This window comes from Neisseria animalis (genome assembly GCF_900636515.1).
Taxonomy (GTDB): Bacteria; Pseudomonadota; Gammaproteobacteria; order Burkholderiales; family Neisseriaceae; genus Neisseria; species Neisseria animalis.
In genome coordinates, this window is record NZ_LR134287.1 from 1,561,018 (window position 1) to 1,586,372 (window position 25,355).

General features: G+C 52.6%; 21 protein-coding genes. 17 read left to right on the forward strand and 4 right to left on the reverse strand.

Annotated features, from left to right (window positions below):
• Positions 1–339 precede the first annotated feature (339 nt).
• From EL111_RS07295 to EL111_RS07310, 4 genes are all read left to right on the forward strand, one after another.
• Positions 340–858, forward strand: a complete 519-nt coding sequence (locus EL111_RS07295) for a hypothetical protein (protein WP_123795868.1) — start codon at positions 340–342, stop codon at positions 856–858.
• A gap of 191 nt (positions 859–1,049) precedes the next feature.
• Positions 1,050–1,625, forward strand: a complete 576-nt coding sequence (locus EL111_RS07300; RefSeq protein ID WP_123795866.1) for a hypothetical protein — start codon at positions 1,050–1,052, stop codon at positions 1,623–1,625.
• Positions 1,626–2,073: 448 nt separating this feature from the next.
• Complete coding sequence (gene trxB / locus EL111_RS07305; protein WP_123795864.1) at positions 2,074–3,021, forward strand: thioredoxin-disulfide reductase; 948 nt, start codon at positions 2,074–2,076, stop codon at positions 3,019–3,021.
• 509 nt (positions 3,022–3,530) lie between these two features.
• Positions 3,531–4,079 (forward strand): carboxymuconolactone decarboxylase family protein, encoded by a 549-nt coding sequence (locus EL111_RS07310; protein ID WP_123795862.1) that lies wholly within the window; start codon positions 3,531–3,533, stop codon positions 4,077–4,079.
• Positions 4,080–4,166: 87 nt separating this feature from the next.
• On the opposite strand, the gene EL111_RS07315 is transcribed toward EL111_RS07310, so the two are convergent.
• The 3 genes from EL111_RS07315 to gmk all read right to left on the reverse strand — a co-directional run bounded on the left by EL111_RS07315 (position 4,167) and on the right by gmk (position 7,335).
• Positions 4,167–6,320 carry a RelA/SpoT family protein gene (locus tag EL111_RS07315; RefSeq protein WP_123795861.1) on the reverse strand — a complete coding sequence of 718 codons (2,154 nt, stop codon included), beginning with the start codon at positions 6,318–6,320 and terminating at the stop codon, positions 4,167–4,169.
• 132 nt (positions 6,321–6,452) lie between these two features.
• Positions 6,453–6,659 (reverse strand): DNA-directed RNA polymerase subunit omega, encoded by a 207-nt coding sequence (gene rpoZ, locus EL111_RS07320; RefSeq protein ID WP_123795859.1) that lies wholly within the window; start codon positions 6,657–6,659, stop codon positions 6,453–6,455.
• A 58-nt stretch (positions 6,660–6,717) separates the two neighbouring features.
• Positions 6,718–7,335: a guanylate kinase gene (gene gmk / locus EL111_RS07325; RefSeq protein WP_123795857.1), complete on the reverse strand. Its 618-nt coding sequence runs from the start codon at positions 7,333–7,335 to the stop codon at positions 6,718–6,720.
• Between the two features lie 138 nt (positions 7,336–7,473).
• Between gmk and EL111_RS07330 the strand changes: the two genes are divergently transcribed.
• The 13 genes from EL111_RS07330 (at position 7,474) to purF (ending at position 24,273) form a co-directional block, all read left to right on the forward strand.
• Positions 7,474–8,034 carry an adenine phosphoribosyltransferase gene (locus tag EL111_RS07330; RefSeq protein ID WP_123795855.1) on the forward strand — a complete coding sequence of 187 codons (561 nt, stop codon included), beginning with the start codon at positions 7,474–7,476 and terminating at the stop codon, positions 8,032–8,034.
• A gap of 411 nt (positions 8,035–8,445) precedes the next feature.
• A complete protein-coding gene (locus EL111_RS07335; RefSeq protein WP_123795853.1) occupies positions 8,446–9,348 on the forward strand; it encodes an OmpA family protein in 903 nt (300 codons plus the stop codon).
• Between the two features lie 21 nt (positions 9,349–9,369).
• Positions 9,370–11,679, forward strand: a complete 2,310-nt coding sequence (locus EL111_RS07340; protein ID WP_126325850.1) for an Ig-like domain-containing protein — start codon at positions 9,370–9,372, stop codon at positions 11,677–11,679.
• 502 nt (positions 11,680–12,181) lie between these two features.
• Positions 12,182–16,021, forward strand: a complete 3,840-nt coding sequence (locus tag EL111_RS07345) for a DUF3683 domain-containing protein (protein ID WP_123795849.1) — start codon at positions 12,182–12,184, stop codon at positions 16,019–16,021.
• Between the two features lie 153 nt (positions 16,022–16,174).
• Positions 16,175–16,783 carry a Maf family protein gene (locus EL111_RS07350; RefSeq protein ID WP_123795847.1) on the forward strand — a complete coding sequence of 203 codons (609 nt, stop codon included), beginning with the start codon at positions 16,175–16,177 and terminating at the stop codon, positions 16,781–16,783.
• 180 nt (positions 16,784–16,963) lie between these two features.
• Positions 16,964–17,743, forward strand: coding sequence for a 16S rRNA (adenine(1518)-N(6)/adenine(1519)-N(6))-dimethyltransferase RsmA (gene rsmA / locus EL111_RS07355; RefSeq protein WP_123795845.1), 780 nt, complete (start codon positions 16,964–16,966; stop codon positions 17,741–17,743).
• Positions 17,744–17,758: 15 nt separating this feature from the next.
• The gene (locus EL111_RS07360; RefSeq protein ID WP_123795843.1) at positions 17,759–18,487 is read left to right on the forward strand and encodes an amino acid ABC transporter ATP-binding protein; all 729 of its coding nucleotides are present in this window, start codon (positions 17,759–17,761) and stop codon (positions 18,485–18,487) included.
• Positions 18,488–18,786: 299 nt separating this feature from the next.
• Positions 18,787–19,146 (forward strand): hypothetical protein, encoded by a 360-nt coding sequence (locus tag EL111_RS07365; RefSeq protein ID WP_123795841.1) that lies wholly within the window; start codon positions 18,787–18,789, stop codon positions 19,144–19,146.
• 4 nt (positions 19,147–19,150) lie between these two features.
• Positions 19,151–19,645, forward strand: a complete 495-nt coding sequence (locus EL111_RS07370) for a protein YgfX (RefSeq protein ID WP_331838655.1) — start codon at positions 19,151–19,153, stop codon at positions 19,643–19,645.
• A 131-nt stretch (positions 19,646–19,776) separates the two neighbouring features.
• Entirely contained in the window at positions 19,777–21,057 is a 1,281-nt protein-coding gene (gene folC / locus EL111_RS07375; protein WP_123795839.1) for a bifunctional tetrahydrofolate synthase/dihydrofolate synthase, read from the forward strand.
• 64 nt (positions 21,058–21,121) lie between these two features.
• Positions 21,122–22,096, forward strand: a complete 975-nt coding sequence (ftsN, locus tag EL111_RS07380; protein WP_123795838.1) for a cell division protein FtsN — start codon at positions 21,122–21,124, stop codon at positions 22,094–22,096.
• Positions 22,097–22,102: 6 nt separating this feature from the next.
• Complete coding sequence (locus EL111_RS07385) at positions 22,103–22,603, forward strand: CvpA family protein (RefSeq protein ID WP_123795836.1); 501 nt, start codon at positions 22,103–22,105, stop codon at positions 22,601–22,603.
• 134 nt (positions 22,604–22,737) lie between these two features.
• Positions 22,738–24,273, forward strand: a complete 1,536-nt coding sequence (gene purF, locus EL111_RS07390) for an amidophosphoribosyltransferase (protein WP_123795834.1) — start codon at positions 22,738–22,740, stop codon at positions 24,271–24,273.
• Positions 24,274–24,489: 216 nt separating this feature from the next.
• Here purF and EL111_RS07395 read toward each other — a convergent pair whose 3' ends face one another.
• A complete protein-coding gene (locus tag EL111_RS07395) occupies positions 24,490–25,311 on the reverse strand; it encodes an alpha/beta hydrolase (protein ID WP_123795833.1) in 822 nt (273 codons plus the stop codon).
• Positions 25,312–25,355 lie beyond the last annotated feature (44 nt).

Here is a 25,355-nt window from a genome sequence, read left to right on the forward strand (position 1 = left end):
ACAGCAAAGGCAAAATAAATTGGAATCATTACAACAACTTATAGAAATGTTAGTCAATTTTGCCAAATGGCTGTTGAAACTGCTCGACTTTTTGTTTTAAACTAGCGTAAATAAATTATTCCCGCAGCCGTTTTCATTATGCAAAACTTTATTCATTCAGCCGCTTACTATTATTGGTACCACACAAACGTGCGGTACTCTTTTGCGCTTGTCTGAAACAAAGTTTTAGTACCAAAGCAACGCAAACCGGGCCGCCACAATTCAGGCGGCTTTGTTATATCCACAACATCCCGGCAGCCGCCTGAAATCCAAACAAACATACGATTTTAAGGAACTGCCATGAACACCGCGATTCAAACCAACTGTCAAACCGTACAGCAAACCACACCGCTGCACCGTATCCGCCTGATTACAGACGGCAATACCCACCGTCCCGACCTCTGCAACAACGACCTCCCTGCCTCAGAAACCGCCTTAATCAGCGAAGCCTTGCTGCCGCAAATCCGCACCGTTGCCACCCTGATTGCCGCTTCCCGCCACACCTTCTCCCAAACCAGCCCTGCCGTATTCACCGAAGAAGCCGACTTCTTCGCCGCCCGCATTTTGGTTTTAGGCGTGCGCCGCTTCCATCTCGACATCACCCTGCTGCCCATGCTGAAAACCGCCAATCAACGCGCCCAGTCTTTCGCACAAGCACACGCGCTGCCCTTTACCGCCGCAGAAATGCACATGAGCCTGCACGCCGGCCGCCCTGCCAACCTGCTGATCATCGAAACCGAATGCGAAATGCCCGATTGCGGCAGTTTGGTGGCCAACAGCTTGGCGTTTGCCGCGCAATTACCGCAGTTGCCGCTGTAAAATGCCGTCTGCAAACCGCACACCCTGCCGCCTGCAACGCCCTTAAAAGACATCGGAAACACCTTAAAAAATCCACAAAACCCTTGATAATTTCCGAATTTCCACTATATTAAGCGCATCAGTTCCGCATATTGCGGCAACCGCGCCGACCTACTCGGCTCAGACAACCTTTTACTGAAACAGGAACAACGATGAAAAAAACGATTGCCTTAGCCGTTTTATCCGCCTTCGCGCTGGCTGCCTGCAAAGATGACACCAAAGCCCAACTCGAAGCACAACAAAAACAAATCGAAGCCCTGCAGCAGCAACTCCAACAAAACCAAGCCGCGCAGGAAGACAATACCGTTTACGCACTCGCCGCAAACGCCGTTCAGGAAACCATTCCCGCCGAAGCCCTTGCCAACAACGGCAACGGCGAACCTGTTACCGGAACAGACGGCCAGCAATACATCTACGACCAATCCACAGGTTCATGGCTGCTGCAAAGCCTCGTCGGTGCCGCCGCCGGTGCCTTCATCGGCAATATGCTTGCCAACAAATTCACCCAAGCCAAAAACCAAAACAGCCCTGTTGCCCAACGCGCGCGCGACAGCTACTACCAATCCGCCCGCCCGAACGCGCGCACCAGCCAGCAGTTGAACACCCGCAGCGTACCGGCACAACAGCGCAATGCCGCCACCACGCCGAATTACCGTCCTACGCAGGCCGCACCGTCCAACACCCGCCGTGCCACGCCTGCCCGCCGCAGATTCGGCCGCCGACGCTAACAGTTCCCATAAAAGCCGTCTGTATATCCGTGATCGCGATGCCCTGTTTCGCGCCACAGCATATGCAGACGGCTTTTTTGCACAATCCAAACCATTCCTTGCTGTTTTACGCCGCACTCGCTCCACCGAAACAGCTTATGCCGTCTGCAAAATCGGCACTATCTCCACCCTGCCTCCGCCGTACGAGCACCATAAAAATACAGACGGCTTTTTGCATAATCCAAACTACTTCTTGCCGTTTTACACCGCAGTTGTTCCGCCGACACAGCTTATGCCGTCTGCAAAATCGGAACTATCCCCGTTCCTCCCATTCCCGCCATGCCGGAACAACGCCGGATATTGAAATATCCCGTTCCGCCCAAACATAGCCTAAATCCCTTCATTCAACCGTTTCAAACGTCTTTACAGTACAATAAGGCCGTCTGAAAAAACCACACAAGGAAAACTCATGAGCCAACACCACAAGCTGATTATTTTAGGCTCCGGTCCGGCCGGTTATACCGCTGCCGTTTACGCCGCGCGTGCAAACCTCAACCCCGTCATCATTACCGGTATCCAACAAGGCGGCCAACTGATGACCACTACCGAAGTGGACAACTGGCCTGCCGATGCCGAAGGCGTACAAGGCCCGGAACTGATGGCGCGCTTCCTTGCTCATGCGGAACGCTTCGGCACAGAAATGATTTTCGACCAAATCCATACCGCCCAACTGCAACAACGTCCGTTCAAACTCATCGGAGATATGGGCGAATACACCTGCGATGCCTTGATTATCGCTACCGGCGCTTCCGCCAAATACCTCGGCTTACCGAGTGAAGAAACCTTCGCCGGCAAAGGCGTATCCGCCTGTGCAACCTGCGACGGCTTCTTCTACCGCAACCAACCCGTTGCCGTAGTCGGCGGCGGCAACACCGCGGTCGAAGAGGCTCTCTATCTGGCAAACATTGCCGAAACCGTTACCCTGATTCACCGCCGCGACAGTTTCCGCGCGGAAAAAATCATGGTTGAAAAACTCATGAAGCGCGTAGAAGAAGGCAAAATCATCTTAAAACTGAATGCCAATCTCGATGAAATCCTCGGCGACGACAAAGGCGTAAACGGCGCACGTCTGAAATACAACGACGGCAGCAGCGAAGACATCAGCGTACAAGGCGTATTCATCGCCATCGGCCACAAACCGAATACCGACATCTTCAAAGGCCAGCTCGATATGGACGAAACAGGCTACCTGAAAACCAAAGGCGGTACCGGCGACAATGTGGGGCTGACCAACATCGAAGGTATTTGGGCAGCAGGCGACGTGAAAGACCACACCTACCGCCAAGCCATTACCAGCGCCGCCTCCGGCTGCCAAGCCGCTTTGGACGCAGAGCGCTGGTTGGACAGCCAAGCATAAACACAGGCTGTTGAAACGATAAAAGCCGTCTGCAAAAATGCCATACAGCAAACCTTAAATGTTTCCGTATTCATTTTGCAGACGGCTTTTTATAGTCGAATAAAATAAGAATGAGACAAGGCAGCGAAGCCGCAGACAGTACACATAGTACGGCAAGGCAAAGCAACGCTGTATCATTCTTATTTTAAATGACTATACATAACCGCCCGATCGGAATCAATACGATTCAGCCTTATCCGACAGTTTGCCCGAATACGCAAACATGAGGCAGAATGCAAACAATATTCAGACCGCGCAATAACGGATTTCACCCTCAAAAGCCGTCTGCATATTACCGGCAAACCGAAAGCCGAACCCGAAAAACAAATTTCAATATGCTGCCGCGGTTTGCCTCAAATTTCCCCGCTTCGGCTATAATAGGAATGCAAAACAAGTTGTTTCCATTTGGCGGTTTTTGCTTATCCGCCCCAACCCGTAAACCACCTGAAATCAGAAAGAGGTATCACAACATGGCACGTTTAACCGTACACACTGTCGAATCCGCTCCGGAAGCCGCCAAACCGCGCGTTGAAGCAGCGTTTAAAAACAACGGCTTTTTGCCGAACCTGATTGGTGTGCTGGCCAATTCTCCCGAAGCATTGGCGTTTTATCAAGAAGTCGGCAAACTGAATGCTGCCACCAGCCTGACTGCGGGCGAAGTGGAAGTGGTGCAGATTATTGCCGCCAAAACCAACCAATGCGGCTTCTGCGTGGCCGGTCATACCAAGCTGGCAACTTTGAAAAAATTGTTGTCCGAGCAATCTATTCAAGCCGCGCGCGCTTTGGATGCGGGTGCGTTTGACGATGCCAAGCTGAGCGCACTGGCTGCCTTTACCCAAGCCGTAATGGCCAACAAAGGCGCGGTATCCGATGCCGAGCTGAAAGCCTTCTTCGATGCGGGTTATACCCAACAGCAATCGGTAGAAGTGGTATTGGGTGTGGCACTGGCTACTTTGTGCAACTACACCAACAACTTGGCGCAATCCGACATCAACCCTGAATTGCAGGCGTTTGCTTGATTCGCTGATACATAAATCTTACAAAAAGGCCGTCTGCAAAATGGTTTAACGCTTCCAACCATTTTGCAGACGGCCTTTTCTTACCGTTTATCCGCGTATTACTTTACGTACCTGCGGTATGGTGTGCAGATTGTGGATAATTTGCTGAACTTGCGCCAAATCGGCAGCCTTGATGATAAACCGAAATTCGATAAAGCCTTCTGTTCCCGCCAGTCTCGAAGGGGTATCAACGGATTCGATGTCGGCTCCGGCGCCTGAAATGGCTTGAGCCATCAATGCCAGCAGCCCGTGCGTATCTTCGGATTGGATATTCAGACTGATGCGGTAGCTTTGGCCGTTCATGCTGTCCCAGTCGGCATCAAGCTGCTGCTCGGGGTCGGTTTTGAGCAGTGTCGGACAGGTATCACGGTGAATCACCATGCCTTTGTCTTTAATCAATACCGCACGAATCGGATCACCGGAAACGGGGTGGCAGCACTCTGCCAAATGAACGCGCCCGCTTTCCTGACCGTTGGCTTTGATGGGACTGAGTTTGACTTTGCTGCCGAAGTGCTGCCCTGCCAGCTCGGCGATGTGCATGGCAACGGAGGCAGGCTGGGTGTGTCCCAAGCCGACGTTGTACAGCACTTCTTCAAACGAGGTTTGTTTGTTGTTCAAATCGGCAAGGTATTTTTCTTTGAGGCCGTCTGAAAGCAAAACGTCTTTCGGCAGCAGGCTGGAGAGTGCTTTTTGCAGCAGATTTTCGCCCAACATAATCGCATCGTGGCGGTTCATGTTTTTAACATATTGGCGGATGGCGCTGCGCGCCCGGCCGGAGACGGCAAAGTTGAGCCATGCAGGGTTGGGCTTGGCGTGTTCGGAGGTGATGATTTCTACCGAGTCGCCGGTTTTGAGTTTGGTACGCAAGGGCATCATGGTGTTGTTGATGCGTGCGGCAACGGTTTTATGACCGATGTCGGTATGCACGGCATAGGCGAAGTCAATCGGCGTAGCACCTTTGGGCAAGGTAAGGATTTTGCCTTTGGGAGTAAGGATATAGACTTCGTTGGGGAACAAATCGACTTTGACATGTTCGAGAAATTCGATGGCGTTGGCGCTGCTGGCCTGTAAGTCGAGAATGTTTTTCAGCCATCTGTTGGTATGCAGCATGGCTTGGTCGATGGTATTCTCGCCGGATTTGTAAATCCAGTGTCCTGCGACACCGCCCTCGGCCACGGCATCCATTTCATGTGTACGGATTTGTACTTCAATGGGCAGACCGTAAGGGCCGACAAGCGTGGTATGCAGGCTCTGGTAGCCGTTGCTTTTGGGAATGGCGATATAGTCTTTGAAGCGGCCGGGTTTGGGCTGGTAGAGCGTATGCAGCGCGCCCAGCGCGGCATAACAGGCAGGAATGTTGTTGACAATCACGCGGAAGCCGTAAATGTCCATCACTTCGGCAAAACGCAGTTTTTTGGCCAGCATTTTCTGATGGATGCTGTACAGGTTTTTTTCGCGGCCTTTGATTTTGGCTTCGATGTTTGCACCAACCAAGCGTTGCCCGAATGCGCGCAATACTTTGCCGACTACGTCGTGGCGGTTTTTGCGGCTGTTCTGCATGGCTTTACGCAGGGTTTCGTAACGTGCCGGATGGAGGTTTTGGAACGATAAATCCTGTAATTCCTGATAGGCGTTGTTCAAGCCGATACGGTTGGCGATTTGGGCATAGATTTCGAGGGTTTCTTTAGCGATGCGGCGGCGTTTGTCGGGGCGCATCGAGCCGAGCGTACGCATATTGTGCAGGCGGTCGGCGAGCTTGACGACAATCACACGCACATCTTTGGTCATGGCCAAAATCAGCTTACGGAAACTTTCTGCCGGATGCTCCGCCTGATCGTCGAATTTGAGTTTTTCCAGCTTGGAGAGCCCGTCTACCATATCAGCGATGGTATCGCCGAACTCTGCCGCCATCTGTACCTTGGTTACGCCGGTGTCTTCCAAAACATCGTGCATCACGCCGGCGCACAATCCCTGTATGTCCATGTGCCATATGGCTAATTGGGTAGTCACGGCAATCGGATGGGTGATGTAGGGTTCGCCGCTCTTACGGGTTTGCCCGTCGTGGGCATGGAAAGCATAGGCAACTGCCCGCTCAAGCTCTGCCTGTTCGTTTTCATTCAGATAGGAAGCTGTATCAAACAGCAGATTGCGCGCTTCTGCGGTAAGGGGGTCGTAAGGAGCAGTGGGCAATGGAGCGGGCATTTTCATACGTCCTCCTCGTCAATTTCAGCTTAAACGTGCAGCAGAATATAAAAAATTACAGATACGGAAACAGAAATACAGACGGCAAAACGCTCTTACTGTTTCCGGACCATTCGCTGCTTATTGTTGGTTTTAGCGGTTACGGTTCAATAATTCCGTACCCACCTGACCTGCTGCGATTTCGCGCAAAGCAGTAACGGTAGGTTTGTTATTGCGGATATCTTCAACCAGCGGTGCATTACCGTTTTCCAACTGACGGGCGCGACGGGCCGCCACCAGTGTCAAATCAAAATGGTTAGGGATTTTAGGAGTACAGTCTTCAGTAGTGATGCGTGCCATAATAATTTCTTTCAGTAAAATGCAAAATATAAAGTGATGGGTATATTGTCGCTGTTTTTTAGAAATTTTCCAACAAATTTGCTAAAAATCCCTGTTGCGCCGTTTTTTGCAGACGGCATGAGCGGACAATATTCAGCAAATCCGCTTCAGCCTGTGCCAAATCATCGTTGACAACAATATAATCGAAACCTGCCGCCTGTTCGATTTCGTGTCGCGCTTTCGACAGGCGGGTACGGATAACTTCCTCGCTGTCGGTTGCCCTGCCTTTCAAGCGGGCAGCCAACACTTCAAAAGACGGGGGCAGAATAAAGATGCTGTGTGCTTCGGGCAGCGTACGGCGTACCTGCTCCGCGCCTTGCACATCAATTTCCAAAATCACATCAAAACCCTGCTCGCTCAAGGCATTGACACCCGCAATGCTTGTGCCGTAATAATTACCGAACACGTTGGCATGTTCCAAAAAAGCATTCTGAGCAATGAGCGCTTCAAATTCCTCCTTAGAAACAAAATGATAATGCACACCATTTTGTTCACCCTCGCGCGGCGCACGGGTCGTATGCGATACCGAAACGCGCAAATCCGCATGATTGTTCAGCAGTCGCGAAACCAAAGTAGTTTTACCTGTACCCGAAGCGGCGGAAATGATGAAAATGTTGCCTCGATTAGAATCTTTCATGATGCCCTTTACCGGAAAATTTCCGAACAATAACCTGTCTTAATCATACCACAGCAACCCGTATTTTTCGAGATTCAGACAGCAGATGCGCTGTGTTACAATATCGGAATAAACCACCATACCGACAGAATACCCACCATGTTGATACACCGCGAAGTTATGGGCGCAAACGCGCTGGCGGAAAAAATCCGCAAAATTGAAAACTGGCCGCAAGAAGGCATATTGTTTCACGACATTACCCCCGTTTTACAAAATGCCGAATACTTCCGCCTTCTTGTCGATTTACTGGTCTATCGCTACATGAGGCAAAAAATCGATATTGTCGCCGGCTTGGATGCCCGGGGTTTTATCATCGGCGCGGCACTCGCCTACCAGCTCAACGTCGGCTTTGTTCCCATCCGCAAAAAAGGCAAACTTCCGTTTGACACCTTATCGCAAAGTTACGCATTGGAATACGGAGAAGCAACAGTAGAAATCCATACCGATGCCATACAGCCGGGATCCCGCGTTTTACTGGTTGATGACTTGGTCGCCACAGGCGGCACCATGCTGGCCGGCATCGAGCTCATCCGCAAACTCGGAGGCGAAGTTGTTGAAGCTGCTGCGATTTTAGAATTTACCGACTTGCCCGGCGGTACCAAAATCCGACAAAGCGGCGCACCGCTGTTCAGCCTTTGCCAAAACCAAGGCTGCATGTAAACATCAGAAACTGCCCATACACCCATGTTTGCGCCCTTTCTTGCACCACAAAAGAGCGCAAACACGCCTTTTCAACACCCTCTGCACAGCACCTTCGCCGAAAACAACATTTCCCAATGTTGCAAATCTGCAAAATTTACCAAACTTATCAAAAATAGAAAGTCAATTTTAAAACATAAAGTTACTTGAAAAACAGTAACAAAACCATCTCAAAAACCACCACCATCTCTTCCCTATACCCTCCAAAAATCAAGCAACTTCCACCCAACATGATAAAATTAACCGATTTGAAAGTATAATATCCTGTGCGGCATTTCTGCCGACTATACCTCTTCAAGGCTGTTTGGCGGACGGCATTACCATATAAAGGCCGTCTGCTGTTTTTGATTACATTATTATGGGAAGGACAAAATGAAAACCCGTCTGAAAGTTTTAGGCGCAGGTGTTTTAGCAATTGCTCTGACAGGCTGTGTAACACAATCACGCGAATATTGGCACAATTTCGAATCCAACAAAATCGTATCCGAAGTAGGCGAAAACGATGCCGCTTTGGTATTCTTCCGCGACAACAGCGGTTCGGAAACCGCCGCCGTCAACATCAACATCAACGGCGAATACCTGACTTCCTTACAACAAAACGGTTTCTCCCAAGTAACCACCTGTGCCATGCCGCAACGCATCGGCGCATTTGTTACCGGCACCGACAACGAATACCTGCGTAAAGAAAACCAAGGCAGCTTCTACAAACTGCCGAACGGCGAAGTATCTTACTTCCGTGTAACCGTAGGTGAAGACGGCCAAGCCGTTGTTACCCCTGTTGAAGCCGAAACTGCCCTTGCAGAAATCAACACCCGCAAGTTCCAAACCAACACTCTGCCGCGCGTAGAGAAAAAGAACACCTGTGTTGACCGCACACAACCCCGCACCTACACCTTAGACGCCTCTGCCCTGTTCCACTTCGACAAATCCGGCGCCAACAACGTATTACCTAAAGGCCAGCGCGAAATCCAAGAAGTCGCACGCGACATCCGTGAATATCCGGTACGCATCCGCGCCATCGAAGTAATCGGCCATACCGATCCTCAAGGCTCTGCCGCCTACAACCAACGCCTCTCTGCCGATCGTGCACAAACCGTCGGCAATATGCTGGTACAACTGGGCGTACCGGCCAACCTGATTCAAACCCGCGGTTTGGGTGAAAGCCAACCCGTAGTAAACGGTTGTGCCGAACAACACAAAGGCAACCGCGAAGCCCTGAATGCGTGCAACCAGCCTAACCGCCGTGTAGAAATCAAACTTTACGCACAACAATAATTTTAAAAGGGGACAAAATCCATGTCTAAAAACATTACCTTAAAAATCAACAGCGCAACAGAAACGCTGGAAACCCTGCAGTTCAATACAGCAGGTAACGCCGTAGTCCGCGTACAGGCACAAAACAACGTAAACTACGAATTTACCGACCACGCTACCGGTTTCGGTCCTGAAAACATCATGACCAAACGCATCGGCGACGATCTGCACATTGCTTTTGAAGGCAGCAACATCGAACAACCCGATTTGGTTATCGAAGGCTTCTACGCACAAGAAGACAACAGCCTGTTGATCGGCCAACACGAAAACGGCGGCTTCTACCCATATGTTCCTGAAAGCGGCCAAGTCAGCGATGCAGTAACCATGCTGGCAGACCAAGTATTCTCAGGCCAAGCATTGGGCGGCGAAATCATTGCCAGCCCGCTGTGGGTTTTCAATCCTCTGTGGTTGGTAGGCTTGGCTGCTTTGGCCGGCGGTATTGCTGCCGCAGCAGGCGGTGGTAGCGGCGGCGGTTCTCCTGCTCCCGCCCCTGCCCCACAACCGGAGCCACAGCCTGAACCTGCCCCACAACCGGAGCCACAGCCTGAACCTGCTCCTCAGCCCGAACCGCAACCCGAGCCTGCTCCTGCTCCACAACCGGAGCCGCAGCCTGAACCGCAACCCGAGCCTGCTCCTGCTCCGCAGCCTGAGCCGACTCCTGTAACTCCGCCAAAATCACCAAACGTAACAACCGTTGACACCAAAACCGAACACACCGGTGTTGTTCCGCCAACCAAAGACGGCGAGCAACCTCCTGTGATCAACGACGACACTCCGACTTTCAACGGCAACCTCTTAACTCCGGGACACACCGTTACCGTTACCGTTACCCATAGCGAAACAGGTGATACACACACCGTACACACTGTAGTTAAACCTGACGGTACTTGGGAAGTGGTGATGCATCCGAACCTGCCGGAAGGTACATACACCAGCACCATTACCGTTACCGATCCGAGTACAGGCCTGACCAGCGAGCCGACCAAAGGTAACCCGTTTGTGATTGACATTACCACACCGGAACCCGGCAGCTTCACATTTACCGCAACCGATGACTTCGGTACAGTAAAAGGCACCATTGCAGACGGCTCTATCATTGACGACAGAACACCGACTTTCTCCGGTACAGGTACTCCGGGTGACACCATTACCGTAACCGTAACCGACAAAAACGATCCGAACAAAGTATTCACTGCAAAAACCGTAGTGGACGCAGACGGCAACTGGACTGTGGACATCCGCACCCTGAATCCTAATGCGACTTACACCAGCAAAATTACCGCTACCGACCCGGCGGGCAATACCGGTGAAGCAGTAAACGGCCCTGAGTTTACTCTGGAGGATCTGAATGCTTCCAAACAACTGGAAGTAATCATCAATACCGGTATTGACGGCGTTGTTGAGTATCCTGATTTGTTTGAAAAAGAAGCCGCACCGACCGTTCGCGTCTTCATCAACAAACTGGGTACTGCCGGCTACAAAGAAGGCGATGTCCTGAAAGTAACCGACCAAGCAGGCAACGAGTTGTACAACAAACCTTTGACTGCTGAAGATTTGGCGAAGAACCACGTTGAAGTATTGCTGCCTGTACCAACTGACAACACCGACGTTACCGTAACTGCAACTGTCGGCAGCGATACTGCTGTTGCTACTGCACAAACCGACCTTGCTCCTGCCGTTGTTACTGCTGTAGCAAGCACTGCTACTGTAAGTGAAGGTGAAAACTTGGTTACTACCGTTACCCTGAGCAACCAAAACGGTGTGGACAATTTGGCAGTTGAAACCAACGGCACTGCAGACGCTACCGACTTTGGCAAAGCAATCTACAGCCAAGGCGTAACCGTAAATGCAGACGGCACTGTGAATGTAGATTCTACCGTAGAATCATTCACCATCACTACACCGGTATTGACCGACGGCTTGGTGGAAGGCGCTGAAGACATCACTTACACCGTAGGCGGTGTTGCAGCCAATAAAGTAACCATCAATGACGTATTGTCTGCTTCTCCGCTGACTGTTGGCGCAGTAGAGCTGGATTTGACCGCTGCACAAGCAGACGAAGCAGCCGGCGAAGTGCGTACCTTCGGTGCTGATGCCGACCAAGTAACCTTTGAAGGTCTGTTCATCGACTTGGCTCAAGGTGCTGCCAGCGCAACGGTAGACTTGGGCAACGATGATGCTGCGGCAACCGCCGGATTCACCGCTGCTGCAGAAGCTCCGGCAGGTTACACCGCTTACGCGACAGATGCAGGCACTCAAGTGTATGTCCAAGACGGTATCGAAGTAATCTAATCTGTCTGTTATACAGATAGCAACAAAACACCCCCGAACATTCCGCTCGGGGGTGTTTTTTATCTCCGAAATACCTAGAAAAAATCTGCCTTATCCGCAAGCACGCATAATGTCTTATAGTCGAATAAAATAAGAATGAGACAAGGCAGCGAAGCCGCAGACAGTATACATAGTACGGCAAGGCAAAGCAACGCTGTATCATTCTTATTTTAAATGACTATAAATATTCAAAACACAAAATATGGGCATATCCATACTTAAAAGCCGCATTCAAACCCAAACTTCATCAATCATCAAAATACCATTTCCACTCCATTGATTAAAAATTGTCAACAAAATACATTCCCTGAAATTTCATTTCAGTATAAAATAAACGTCTGTTTGTCATTTAAAAACAAAGAAAACCAACATACAGCACATTTTGCAGACGGCATGAAACACGCAAAGGCCGTCTGCAAATCCACCAAATCAAAAATATCCATTCAAAACCACGGACCCCGCCATGACCACGACCACCGCCCCGCAGCGTATCCGCGAGATTCCCTACAACTATACTTCCTATACCGACAAAGAAATCGTCCGCCGCCTCTTGGGAGCCAAGGCTTGGGAGATTTTGCAAGACTTGCGCGGCCAACGCCGCACCGGCCGTTCGGCGCGGATGCTGTTTGAAGTATTGGGCGATATGTGGGTGGTGGAGCGCAACCCGTATCTGGTGGACGACCTGCTCGAACACCCTGCCCGCCGCGAAGCTCTGGTTCGGGAAATGTGCCACCGTCTGGGCGAAATCCAAAACCGCCGCGACGACAATCCGCTGGTAACGGAGTTGGTCAAAGCGGCAGAAGAAGCGGTGGCGCGGTTTAACGCCGGCTTTGAGGAAACCCGCCGCAAGCGCGAACGTGTTTTGGCGCGCTTGAGCCGGATTACCAAACCGCACAATATTATGTTTGACGGTTTGGCACGGGTAACGCACGTTACCGATGCAACCGACTGGCGCGTGGAATATCCGTTTGTGGTCATCAATCCCGACTCCGAATCGGAAGTCGCGCCTTTGGTCAAGGCTCTGATCGAGCTGGACTTGGTGATTATCCCGCGCGGCGGCGGCACGGGCTATACCGGCGGTGCCGTACCATTGGTAGCCGACAGCGCCGTAATCAATACGGAAAAACTGGATATCCACAACGGCGTGCAATACGTCGCCCTGCCCGGCTTGGAAGGCAAGCATCCGATTATCCATTGCGGCGCGGGTGTCGTAACCCGCCGCGTAGAAGAAACGGCACATAAAGCGGGTTTGGTGTTTGCCGTTGATCCGACTTCCGCCGATGCTTCCTGCGTGGGCGGCAATGTGGCGATGAACGCGGGCGGTAAAAAAGCGGTGCTGTGGGGCACCGCGCTCGACAATCTGGCTTACTGGCAAATGGTTAATCCGCAGGGCGAATGGCTGCGTATCGAACGCGTGCGCCACAACTTCGGCAAAATCCACGATGAAGAAACTGCTGTTTTCGATGTCCACACTTTGTCTTCAGACGGCCTCAGAATCACCAAAACCGAACGTCTCGAAATCCCCGGCCACAAATTCCGCAAAGTCGGTTTGGGCAAAGATGTAACCGACAAATTCCTGAGCGGCCTGCCCGGTGTGCAGAAAGAAGGCACCGACGGCATCATCACCAGCGTGGCTTTTGTCCTGCACAAAATGCCCAAACACACACGCACCGTGTGTATGGAATTTTTCGGCACAGTCGCCAACGCTACGCCTTCCATCGTGGAAATCCGCGACTATCTGCTCGGCCACGGTTCGGTCAAACTCGCCGGTTTGGAGCATCTTGACTGGCGTTATGTCCGTGCCGTCGGTTACGCCACCAAAGCGGCGGGCAAAGGCCGTCCGAAAATGGTGCTGATTGCCGACGTGGTGTCCGACGACGAAGCCGCCGTGCAGCAAGCCGCCGAACACATGGTGGAAATGACCCGCAAACGCGAAGGCGAAGGCTTTATCGCCGTTACCCCCGAAGCGCGCAAAACCTTCTGGCTCGACCGCGCCCGCACCGCCGCCATCGCCAAACATACCAACGCCTTTAAAATCAATGAAGACGTGGTGATTCCGCTGGAACGCTTGGGCGAATATTCAGACGGCATCGAGCGCATCAATATCGAGTTGTCCATCAAAAACAAACTGGCTTTGTGCAACGCCCTGCTGGAATACCTGCAAGGCCGCCTGCCCGTCGACAAAATGGGCACGGATCTGCCGAGCAGCGAATTATTGGGCGACCGCGCCAAACACGCCCTCGCCCATGTGTCTGCCGTCAAAGAGCGTTGGGAATGGCTGCTGGACAACATGGATGCGCCGCTGGCCGAATATAAGGCGCGTTACGGCAAAGCCGTATTCGCCAGCGAAGAAGCACAAGACCGCGAAAGCTGCTTTATCGCCTTCCGCGACTTCCGTTTGCGCGTTTCCATCAAGTCCGACGTGATGAAACCGCTGACGGAAATTTTCAGCGGCAAAACCGACACCAAAATCATCGGCGCACTGAGCAAAATCCACAGCAAAGTTGTGCGCGGCCGCGTCTTCGTCGCCCTGCATATGCACGCGGGCGACGGCAACGTCCACACCAACATTCCCGTTAATTCCGACGACAGTGAAATGCTTCAGACGGCCTATCAAGCCGTCGACCGCATCATGCACATCGCCCGCAGCTTGGGCGGCGTGATTTCCGGCGAACACGGTATCGGCATTACCAAAATGGAGTTTTTGAGCGACGAAGAGATGCAGCCCTTCTGGGATTACAAAGCCCGTATCGACCCCGACAACCGCTTCAACCGTAAAAAACTGATGAAAGGCAGCGACCTGCGCAATGCCTATACACCGTCGTTCGAACTTCTGGGCGCGGAATCGCTGATTATGGAAAAATCCGATTTGGGCACCATCGCCGAATCGGTGAAAGACTGCCTGCGCTGCGGCAAATGCAAGCCCGTCTGCTCCACCCATGTGCCGCGTGCCAACCTGCTTTACAGCCCGCGCAACAAAATCCTCGGTGTCGGCCTTTTGACCGAAGCGTTTTTATACGAAGAACAAACCCGCCGCGGCGTATCCTTAAAACACTTTGAAGAGCTGACGGACTTGGGCGACCACTGTACCGTCTGCCACCGCTGCGTGAAGCCCTGCCCTGTCAACATCGACTTCGGCGACGTAACCGTTGCCATCCGCAATTATTTGAATGACAGCGGCCACAAACGCTTCTCGCCCGCAGCCGACCTCGGCATGGCCTTCCTCAACGCCACCAATCCCAAAGCCATCAAAGCCCTGCGCGCAGCCATGATCCAAACCGGCTTTCCGGCGCAAAACTTTGCCTACAAAATCGGCAAACTGCTGCCTGTCGGCACCAAAAAACAAAAAGCCGAACCGAAAGCAACCGTAGGCAAAGCCTCCGTTAAAGAGCAGGTTATCCACTTCATCAACCGCCCGCTGCCGAAAAGCGTGCCCGCCAAAACACCGCGTTCGCTCTTAGGCATCGAAGACGATAAAAGCATTCCGATTATCCGCAACCCGCAAACGCCGGAAGACAGCGAAGCCGTATTCTACTTCCCCGGCTGCGGTTCGGAGCGTCTGTTCAGCCAAATCGGTCTGGCTACCCAAGCCATGCTGTGGCACGTCGGCGTACAAACCGTTTTGCCGCCGGGCTATATGTGTTGCGGCTATCCGCAGGAAGCAGGCGGCAACAAAGCCAAAGCCGAACAGATGTCCACCGACAACCGCGTCGCCTTCCACCGCATGGCCAACACGCTGAACTACCTCGACATCAAAACCGTCGTCGTCAGTTGCGGCACCTGCTACGACCAGTTGGAAAAATACCGTTTTGAAGAAATCTTCCCCGGCTGCCGCATCATCGACATCCACGAATTTCTGCTTGAAAAAGGCGTGAAGCTCAACGGCGTACAAGGGCAGCAATACCTTTACCACGACCCCTGCCACAGCCCGATTAAAACCATGAACGCCACCAACATGGCCAGCGAACTCATGGGGCAGAAAGTCGTTTTGAGCGACCGCTGCTGTGGCGAAAGCGGCATGTTTGCCGTCAAGCGTCCCGACATCGCCACCCAAGTGAAATTCCGCAAGCAGGAAGAAATCGGGAAAAACCTGCAAGAGCTGGGCGCACAACCCGGCGAGCAAGTCAAAATGCTCACCTCCTGCCCCGCCTGTCTGCAAGGCTTGAGCCGCTATGCCGACGACAACAACATGCCTGCCGACTATATCGTCATCGAAATGGCCAAGCATATCCTCGGCGAAAACTGGCTGGACGAATTTGTCGCCAAAGCCAATGCCGGCGGCGTAGAGAAAATACGCCTGTAAGCCGTAAGGCCGTCTGTAAAATATCCATTTTGCAGACGGCCTTCCCTGCAAGGCAACCCTTATTTAACCGCGTATCATCACCCATACAGATAAAATATCGCCGGCATAAAATACGGAATACCGCTTAACCTTACTGCCGGCATAAGCTCCACCATGAATACACTCTACCTCGCTTCCGGCAGCCCGCGCCGCCGTGAGATTTTGGAAAACTTAGGCTATACCGTCATCCGCATTCCCGCCGAGATCGATGAAACGCCGTCTGCAAACGAACCTGCCGCCGATTATGTGCAACGCATGGCGCGGGAGAAAAACGCCGCCGCCGTCGCGCAATGGTTTTGCGGACACGATGCGCCGCCCGACTGTCCGATATTGACCGCCGACACCACCGTCGCCCATCAAAACCATATCCTCGGCAAACCGGAACATGCCGGACATGCCGCCGAAATCTTGTCGCTGCTTTCGGGGACGACACATCAGGTATTCACCGCCGTTTGCGTGTATTGGCAGGGCGAAACCCGCGCCGTATTGCAGCAGAGCGATGTGCGCTTTAAAACTTTGTCGGCAGCCGAAATCCAAGCCTATACCGACAGCGGCGAGCCGATGGACAAAGCGGGCGCATACGGCATCCAAGGCTTGGGCGGCGTGTTTGTCGAACATTTGCAGGGCAGCTTTACCGGCGTGATGGGTTTGCCGGTGTTTGAAACTGCGGAGCTTTTACGCGGCTTCGGTTTGGCTGTGCCGCCGTTTGCAAAGGCCGTCTGAATCGTGGCAGCTTGGGCTTGCCGCATCTTTGGCATGTAAATCGGCCAAGCAAAGCCGGGATTGCATTCCAACCTGCAAACAGTCTGTTCCCACCATAATTTTTTCAGACGGCCTTTGTCATTCCCGTAAGGTTTTCAGTTACAATACATCCTGAAAGCAACTGATTTAAAAAGAAGCAGCATGAAAGAACACAAAGCCCGGAAGCGTTTCGGGCAGAATTTTTTGCAGGATACGCGCATCATCAGCGATATCGTCAACGCCGTGCGCCCGCAGCCCGACGATATAGTTATCGAAATCGGTCCGGGCTTGGCGGCGATTACCGGGCCGTTGGCAGGAAAGCTCAACCGGCTGCATGTGTGCGAAATCGACCGCGATATTGTCAAGCGTTTGAAAACGCTGCCGTTTGCCGATAAATTGGTGATACACGAAGGCGATGTCTTGCAATTCGATTTCAACAGCGTTGCCGGTAAGAAAAAAATCGTCGGCAATCTGCCTTACAATATTTCCACGCCGCTTTTGTTCCGTTTGGCCGATGTTGCCGACGATGTAACCGATATGCACTTTATGTTGCAGAAAGAAGTGGTCGAACGCATGGTGGCCGCGCCGAAAACCAACGACTACGGCCGTTTGGGCGTGATGCTGCAATATTTTTTCGACATGGAAATGCTGATTGAAGTGCCGCCCGAGTCTTTCGACCCCGCACCGAAAGTCGATTCCGCCGTGGTGCGTATGATTCCGGTGAAACACCGCATCGGCGAAGCTGCGGATTTCGGGCATTTTTCCAAGCTGGTCAAAGCCGCCTTCCACCAACGCCGCAAAACCATCCGCAATAATTTGAAAGACATCGCCTCCGACGACGATTTGCAGGCCGTCGGCATCAGCCCGCAAGACCGTGCCGAACACATCGCGCCGGAACTGTATGTAAAACTGAGCAATTATCTGGTGCAAAAGGCCGTCTGAAAGAATATTAAAATCATGATTAAATTCAAAAACGTACATAAACATTTTAAAGACCTGCACGTCATCAACGGCGTGAATTTGGAAGTGAAGCAAGGCGAAGTGGTGGTGGTATGCGGGCCTTCGGGCAGCGGCAAATCCACGCTGATCCGCACGGTCAACCAGCTCGAATCCATCGAAAGCGGCGAAATCTGGGTGGACGGCATCAACGTTGCCGACCCCAAAACCGATTTGAACAAAGTACGCGAAGAGGTCGGCTTTGTCTTCCAAAGTTTCAACCTTTATCCGCACCTGACCGTCTTGGAGAACATCATCCTTTCGCCGATGAAAGTCAAGGGACAAAGCCGCGAACAAGCCGAGGCCAAAGCGATGGAATTGTTGGAGCGCGTCGGCTTGGCACACAAAAAAGACGCGCTGCCGAGCCAGCTTTCCGGCGGCCAGCAGCAGCGCGTAGCGATTGCCCGCGGCTTGGCAATGGAGCCGCGCGTGATGCTGTTTGACGAACCGACTTCCGCACTCGATCCTGAAATGGTCGGCGAAGTGTTGAAAGTGATGAAGGATTTGGCACTCAGCGGCATGACCATGATGTGCGTTACCCACGAAATGGGTTTTGCCCGCGAAGTGGCCGACCGCGTGATTTTCGTCGATCACGGCCAAATCATCGAAGAAGCACCGCCGGAAGAGTTTTTCACCCATCCGAAACACGAGCGAGCCAAACAGTTTTTACAGCAGGTGATGACGCATTAAGTTTTCTGCCCCGCAAACCATCGCATCGCCTGCGGGTTTGGATATGCAGTCCGATCAGACAGGCCGTCTGAAAGCGGCGCATGATTCCGGTGCAAAAAGAGCATGATGCGCCGGAGCACATCCTATGCAAAGTTTGATTTCAGACACGCAATCCGCAGGCCGTCTGAACATGCTCATCATTTTGCAGATAAAGAAAATGATGCGTCGGGCCGATTGCCTTCGAATCCGCTTGCAGATTTGATGTTTGGCGATGCCGTACTTTTCAGACGGCATTTTCCCGCAACAGACAAGGAAAAACCATGTATTTTGTTGACCGTACCGCCGTGGTATTGAAACCGACCGCACGTTTTCTGGAGTGGCTGAAAACTGCCGATGAGGATATGCCCGATTTGACCCTGGAACAGCTGCGTACCAACTGTTCCGTGTTTCTCGTTCCCGAATTTGATGAGCCGGAGGAAGTGGTTTCCTACTTCGACGAACGCTACCGACAGATTTTTGAAGCAGAGCTGGCAGGTTGGGACACCGATCGGGCAAGATGGCCGCAAGACATGAGCCTGAAAGCATTTTGGGAGTTTTTCGATATCGAAATCCACGATATGGTATTGGACATGGAAGAAGCCGATTTAAATGTATCGCCCGTGTTCGACAATATGATGTAAGCCCATGCCTGCGCCGGATTCACAGCATACCTATCCGCCTTTTGCCGTTAGACTGCGCCCTTCGCATTTTTTGAGGTGCGCGTCAGCCGTCCTGCACATGACCGCTGCGGCCATCTGCCTGACCTGCTTCTACGGCATAATGATGTGGGCGGGTTTGGCGGCATTATCGTTCAGTGCATTTCATGCTTGGCGCGTAACCGGATTGAAACATACCGGATCCGTACATAAAATTGCCGTCAACCCGCAACTTCGCGCCGCAATTTTTATCGGGCAAAATCAGACGGCATGGGAAGCAATATTGCTGGATTCCAGTACCGTTACCGCAAATGCCCTGTTTCTGCATTGGGATACGGGCAGCCGCAAAATATGGCATGCCGTACTGCCCGATATGGCTGATGACGAAAGCTACCGCCGCCTGCGCGTATGGGTGCGTTGGTGCCAAACCAAAGACAATACGGCACCGTTGCCGTCTGCAAAAGACGATTTTCCCATGCCGTAGCCCGAACAACCCGCCGTCCCCTCCTTACGTTACGGCAAAGCAACCGGTACCGAACTTTAATCCGGCGCGAATGCCCCCATGTTATGACTTGATGAGCCTATTTTAAAACAGGCCGACCTCGGAAAAACCGCATGAAAACACTTCAAGACTGGCTTTCCCATTTAGAAACCGCCCATAGCGGCGGCCCGATTGATATGGGTTTGGAACGGATTGGCGCAGTTAAAGAACGCATGAACCTCAATCCGCAATGCCCCGTCGTCGCGGTTGCCGGAACCAACGGTAAAGGCTCGGTATGTGCTTATCTGTCGCATATCTATGCACAGGCAGGCTACAAAGTCGGCACATTAACCAGCCCCCATCTGCTGCGCTTCAACGAACGCATTGCCGTTAATACCCGACCCGTTTCCGATGAGGCGATTATTGCTTCGTTCGAGCGCATCGAAGCCGCGCGCGGCGATATTTCGCTGACCTATTTTGAATTTAATACACTGGCGGCCGTCGATATTTTTATCCGCGAAAATGTGGACGTGATGGTGTTGGAAGTCGGATTGGGCGGCAGGTTGGATGCAGTGAACGCATTTGATGCCGATTGCGCCGTCGTTACCAGCATCGATTTGGATCATCAAGCCTTTTTGGGCGACACCGTAGAAAAAGTCGGTTTTGAAAAAGCAGGCATTTTCCGTGCGGGCAAACCGGCAGTGTGCGGGCAAAATCCCCCGCCCCAATCCCTGCTCGGACACGCCGAAGCAACCGGTACGCCCCTGCTGCTGATTAAGCGCGATTTCGACTTTATCCCGTTTGAAAACGTACAGTGGAGTTACCGTTACCACCCCCATTTTGCAGACGGCCTCAAGCGCAACCGCAACGCCCTGCCCTTACCGGCATTGCGCGGCGCGTACCAAACCGCCAATGCCGCCTGTGCGCTGACTGTTTTGGAAGTATTGCACGACCAACTGCCCACAGACATCGGTGCCGTCAAGCGCGGCTTGGTACTGGTGGAAAATCCCGGGCGTTTCCAAGTATTGCCCGGCCGGCCGCTGACCGTACTCGATGTCGGCCACAACCCTCATGCCGCCCGCGCCCTGCGCCGCAGCCTGATTAATCTTGCCTTTGCCCAAAACCGCACCGCAGTTTTCAGTATGCTGGCCGACAAAGACATCGACAGCGTACTGGAAACCGTGAAAGACCAGTTTGACGAATGGCATATCGCCCCGCTCGACGTACCGCGCGGCATGAGCATCGACGCTTTACAGGAAAAACTTGCAGCACACGGCATCACACGCTTCCGTATTTTCGACAATATACAGACGGCCTATCAAGCTGCTTTGGCGAAATCCGGCGAAAATGATAGAATTGTCGTATTCGGCTCATTCCACACCGTAGCCGAAGTCATGGCGGCGTTGGCATCATAACGGCAAACGCATTCGCGCCGGAACTATTTTCCGGCACCGAGTTCACTACCCATAGGAATTTCCCATGTCTGACGATAAACAAACCGAAGTGCTGACCGGCTACGAACAACTCAAACGCCGCAACCGCCGCCGTTTGGTTGCCGCTTCCGGACTGGTAGTGCTGTCCGGCATCATGTTTGCCGCCACCATCGGCTCAGGCGGAAGCGACCGCTCCCAACAGGAAACCGTCAACGCCGAAAAAGCGCAACAAGACATACAGCCCGTAATCTTAGAGCCTGCATCTGCTGCCGAACCGGTCGAACCCATTCCAGCAGCCGAAAACAGATCTGAAAATGCAGACGGCCTGCAGGAATCCGCCGAAATCCTGAAACCGCAAACCATTCAGGGTCAGGAAGAGCCTGCGCCGCTGGTACTGATTAACGACAAACTCGTAGACAGCGACATCAAAGGTCTCGAAGAATCCGAACGCCTGTTGCAAGAAGAAGCAGCCAAACGTGCGGCGGAAGAAAAACGTGCCGAAGAGCGCCGCCAGCGTTTAGCCGAACAACGTGCCGCCAAACGCGAAGCACAGCGCAAAGAAGCAGCCGAACGTGAAGCCGCCGCGAAAAAACGGGCAGCAGAACGCAAAGCACAAGCCGAAAAAGCAGCAGCCGAACGCAAACAGGCCCAAGCAGCCAAAGCTGCCGCCGAGCGCAAAGCAAAACAAGAAGCAGCGAAAAAAGAAGCAGCCAAAACCAAACAGGCAGCCGCACAAACATCATCGGGCAAGTCTTCCCGCCAAGATTCCTCACGCGCCGAAAAACCGCAAAGCAGCCAGCGCGCCGCCATTCAGGCAGGCTATGCAGAGAAAGAACGTGCCCAAAGCCTCCAGCGCAAAATGAAAGCAGCCGGCATCAACTCTAAAATCATTGAAATCAATACCGACAACGGCAAAGTGTACCGTGTAAAATCCGAAGCCTATAAGAGCCGCGAAGCTGCCGGCCGTGATTTGGAAAAACTGCGCGTACACGGCATCGGCGGTGCGATTGTCAATGAGTAAAGCCCGATGAGCAATATTCCGCTTGCCGACATACTGGCTTTGGCCGTTATCGTTTCCTGCTTTTTCATATCGATGAGCAGAGGGGTCATCGCCGAAGCAGGTTCGCTGATTACTTGGATTGCCGCGTTTTTTGCCGCCAAAACCTTTGCCGTGCAGTTTGCCGACATCGCTTTCCAAACCATGCAGCCCCGCGCGTTGGCGGTTGCCCTGTCGTTTGTGATGGTTTTTATCGCCATACGCGTGGCGTTGTACCTGATACGCTCCCTGCTTACCTCGGCCGTATCCGCATTGGGCTTGGGCAGCGTTAACCGCCTGCTCGGCGGCATATTCGGCGCAATCAAAGGCGTACTGTTGGTTACGCTGGCGGTAATGGTCTGCTCGTTTACCGATTTGCCCTCTAGCGAAGGCTGGCAGCAGTCGTACACTATCCCCTATTTCGAGCTGCTGGCGCAAATAGTCATGCCCTATCTGCCCTACGGCGGAGCGGCAACAGAAGATTTCCTCTGACAACAACCGTTTGCAGACGGCATATTCCGCAAAATGCCGTCTGCAAACGGTTTTGATGTTCTTTATTTCAGCAGCCGGCGCAATCCGGCAAATTTCAGAACCCTCGGGTTTACCTTATTTTGGAGAAAACACCCATGTGTGGCGTATTAGGTTTGGTGAGTCATGAACCGGTCAACCAATTATTGTATGACGGCTTGCAAATGCTGCAACACCGTGGTCAGGATGCCGCCGGCATCGTAACCGCAGAAGGCAGTATGTTTCATATGCACAAAGCCAAAGGCATGGTGCGCGAAGCCTTTCGCACCCGCAATATGCGCGACCTGATCGGCAATGCAGGCATCGCCCATGTCCGCTACCCTACTGCCGGCAACGCGGGCAGCAGTGCGGAGGCGCAGCCTTTTTACGTCAGCTCGCCCTTCGGCATCGTGTTGGCGCACAACGGCAACCTGACCAATACCACCGAACTGTACGAAAACGTGTGCAACAAACACCTGCGCCACATCAACACCAGTTCCGATTCCGAAGTATTGCTCAACGTCTTCGCCCACGAACTGCGCCATGAAGTATCCGGCAACAGCGACAAACGCCTGAACATCGACAATATTTTCAACGCCGTCCGCCAAGTACATACCCTCGTTCGCGGCGCATACGGCGTGGTGGCCATGATTGCCGGTTACGGTATGCTGGCTTTCCGCGACCCCCACGGCATCCGTCCTTTGGTTTTGGGTACGCAAACCGATGCCGAAGGCAGAAAATCCTATGCCGTTTCTTCCGAGTCCGTTGCCTTCAATGCCATCGAATTTGATTTGGAACGCGACATCGCTCCGGGCGAAGCCGTATTCATCACTTTCGACGGCAAATTCTACTCGCGCCAGTGCAGCGAACACGCCAAACTCAGCCCCTGCCTGTTTGAATACGTTTATTTTGCCCGCCCCGACTCCGTGATCGACGGTGTATCCGTTTACCAGTCCCGTTTGGACATGGGCATTTCGCTGGCAGAAAAAATCAAACGCCAACTGCCGCTTGACGACATCGATGTTGTCATGCCGATTCCCGATACCAGCCGCCCCAGCGCCATGGAACTTGCCGCACACCTGCAAAAACCCTATCGCGAGGGTCTGATTAAAAACCGCTACATCGGCCGCACCTTCATCATGCCCGGCCAAGCAACGCGCAAAAAATCCGTGCGCCAGAAGCTCAGCCCGATGGAAACCGAATTCAAAGGCAAAAGTGTGCTGCTGGTGGACGACTCTATCGTACGCGGTACTACCAGCCGCGAAATCGTCGAAATGGTACGCGCAGCCGGAGCGCGCAAAGTCTATCTTGCCTCCGCCGCCCCCGAAATACGCTATCCCAACGTGTACGGCATCGATATGCCGACCCGCGAAGAATTGATTGCCAACGGCAGAACCCCTGAAGAAATTGCACGGGAAATCGGTGCGGACGGAGTAGTATTCCAAGAGTTAAGCGATTTGGAAGCCGCCGTCAAAGCCTTAAACCCGAACATCGTATCCTTCGATTCTTCCTGCTTCAACGGTATTTACCAAACCGGCGACATCGATGAAGCCTACCTGCAACGCCTTTCCGCCGAAAAAGCCGGTTGCGGCGGGCTGAAAGTGCATCCGAGCAAAATGGAGCACAGCATCAGCATCAGCAGCGATGAAGAATAAACCATACGACTGACAGCAAAAGCCGTCTGCAAAATCAAATTTGCAGACGGCTTTTTATCAAGGTTTCACCCAACATATAGTCGAATAAAATAAGAATGAGACAAGGCAGCGAAGCCGCAGACAGTACACATAGTACGGCAAGGCAAAGCAACGCTGTATCATTCTTATTTTAAATGACTATAAAAGTTTGACGCGACAACCGGCCATACGCACCCGTCAGCGCAACAATGCAAAACGCAGGAAATCGGCAAAATGATTTGCCCAATGGTATTCGTGATGAATTTCATGCGCCATGATTCGCAAGCGGATATTGTCCAGCGGGTGTCCGGTGCGGATAAGCGCCTGATAATAATGCAGCGTGCAATCAATATAGGCTTGGTTCATATTGGAAATGAAATGTGAATCTATTTCATCTCCTTCATTGGTGCCGACTTGGATAAACACGCGGCTGTTGCGGTCTATCGGGTGGTGGTGGATAAAAGCGTTGAAGTCCTGCTCGTTAAACCACGAAGCCAGCGAAAACACGCCCAAATGCCCGAAAACATTCGGGTATGCCGCGCCCATGTAGGCGGTAATGATGCCGCCCATCGAGCTGCCCGCCAGCAGGGTATGCTCCCGCTGCGGCAAGGTGCGGTAACTGCGGTCGATAAACGGCTTAACCGTTTCCACCACCCATTTCCCATACATCATGCCCATGCCGCCTGCGTGGGCAGTTTCCGGCGTAGAGCCCGTATTGGTACGCCACGGCCCGTATTCGTCCAGCCTTTGCGTACCGGCATTGTCGATGCCGACAATAATCAGCTTGGGCAAATCGTGCTGCTTTTTAACGGTCGGAATGATTTTCCACGAATGCCCCGAATAAGACTCTTTACTGTAAAACACATTCTGCCCGTCGTGCATATAAACAACGGGATAACGCGCCTCCGGCTCATTGTAATAGTCTTTCGGCAGCAATACGCGCACGCGTCGGGCATGGTTAAAATACGGCACATGAAGGAAATGCTCCTCCATTTTCAAATAATCGGGTTGAAACTGCATAAACCGTGGCTTTTCTCGGGTCAAAGCCGCGATTTTAACAGATT